The organism is Weissella sp. DD23 (genome assembly GCF_001579105.1).
Lineage (GTDB): Bacteria > Bacillota > Bacilli > Lactobacillales > Lactobacillaceae > Weissella > Weissella cibaria.
In genome coordinates this window covers 3291-4909 of record NZ_KQ970404.1, presented here as the reverse complement: position 1 = coordinate 4909, position 1619 = coordinate 3291, and the positions used below count along the sequence as shown (strand labels likewise).

Sequence of the window (1619 nt, the reverse complement as noted above, 5' to 3'; positions counted from 1 at the left end):
GTGTTTCTTTTTGTTTACTTGTGTTACCTTTTGTTACCGAAACAGAGGTAACACTTCGCTTACTTAAAACGTCTAATTCTGCTTGTGTATACTCGCCAGACAATTCAATATTAGCTTCTTTCGCTCGTTTATATAAGGTTTTTCTAGATACACCTAATGCACTCGACAACTCTGTTACCGTTGTATACTTTTGTTTACTTGTGTTACCCATAAGCGTTACCTTTCTAAAGTAACACTAGTATACACATATACTTCTTCATTCTAAACCCTAAAAAAGGATACAATCGTGATATCAAGTTTCCGTGTTTTTAGAAGCCTGCGCGGCTCGCTTTCTCGACACTTAACCAACGAACCACTTAATGGAGAAAGATACCTTATTGAATAGTTCTCGAACTAGGATCCGCAATCATGCTATCATCTATCAAATTTTCGCTAATAGAAAAGTTGATAATCCACTTCAACATACTAGAATCCCCTTCCAAATATTTCTGAATAAATTGAGCCACCTTTTCAGAAGACGATGCTGGAACAACATAATCAAATACCTTTGACATTGCCTTAAGAGACTCGCTTGTCCAATCCCCTTCTGCAATAACAATCCCTAACATATTCGGATTATTTCCTTTCCAATTTATGGCACTGAACATTTTATCCTTTGCGTACAAGGATGCATGTCTTGCACTAGACTTACGAACTTCAATGAATGCTAATGGATTATCTGAATTTGGAATTACAAAGTCAGCTCGAAAGTTATAGACTACCCCTTTAATACCTGAATACTCACTCTCACGCATAAATGGAACTTTATATTTCTTTAATGCTTTTTCAACTATTGATTCAAACAGCAATCGACCAACTAGGTCTCGAACAATTCCCTCCAGAGTCGTATCAATTCTCTGTAAAACCGCATCCTTTACTACACTATGGTCACCAAAATATGAATTTGCATAGTCTACAATTTTTTTAGCAGACGGCTTACTAATATGGGAGTCTGTAGTCGTACCAAATATTTTTTTTAAACTTCCCTTGCTACCAATGTTTAAGACTGCCTGCCAGACTGGCAAGAGATAAGAAGCTTCTTTAATGTCATTTTCTTCAACATGTGTGAACCCATCTGAAATTTTATCCGCTTCAGTAAATAAAATTTCAATATACTCTCGAGACTTCTGGTATACATACGATGACACCCCCATCTCAACATCAAAAGGGACAGCTTCAACTCGTTGCAAATCCTGTATCAAAGTTTCTAGAGATTCTACGGGCCATGATAGACCTTTACCAACTGCGACAATTTGCTGGTATGATTCGTCAATTAACGCTTCCATTGTTATGTTTTGAAAATTATTGGTTTTCTCAACTATGTAGAAATAATGATGTATTGCCTCATTCATATTCCTTGTTGCTTCTTGATATAGTGTCTCCATACTCACTTTTCCCCCACTATTTCGAACTCACCCAATTGTTTTCCGCTACTCTTTCGTTTATCGAGTTTCCAACGATCACCTCGATCTCTCATTCTCATAATTCGCACGTTATTAAACCCAATATCTTCCATGATTAAAGCAAGATATTGCTGAGTGTCAATATGAATTCCATAGAAAGCAGCATCGCTCACAATG

General features: G+C 36.8%; 2 protein-coding genes and 1 pseudogene. All 3 read right to left on the bottom strand.

Annotated elements, in window-relative coordinates; all coding sequences use genetic code 11:
• A pseudogene (locus tag WEIDD23_RS14055) lies at positions 1–211 on the bottom strand (hypothetical protein); the annotation flags it as partial.
• Positions 212–374: 163 nt separating this feature from the next.
• On the bottom strand, positions 375–1424 hold the full coding sequence (locus WEIDD23_RS11795) for a hypothetical protein (RefSeq protein WP_062359081.1): 1050 nt from the start codon (positions 1422–1424) through the stop codon (positions 375–377).
• A 2-nt stretch (positions 1425–1426) separates the two neighbouring features.
• Positions 1427–1619, bottom strand: a 193-nt coding sequence (locus tag WEIDD23_RS14050) for a hypothetical protein (RefSeq protein ID WP_207644216.1), incomplete at its 5' end; no start/stop codon positions are given.

Bases quoted from the DNA above. Each gene is read 5' to 3' on its own strand.
- WEIDD23_RS11795 (WP_062359081.1), bottom strand. From the start codon at position 1,424: ATGGAGACACTATATCAAGAAGCAACAAGGAATATGAATGAGGCAATA.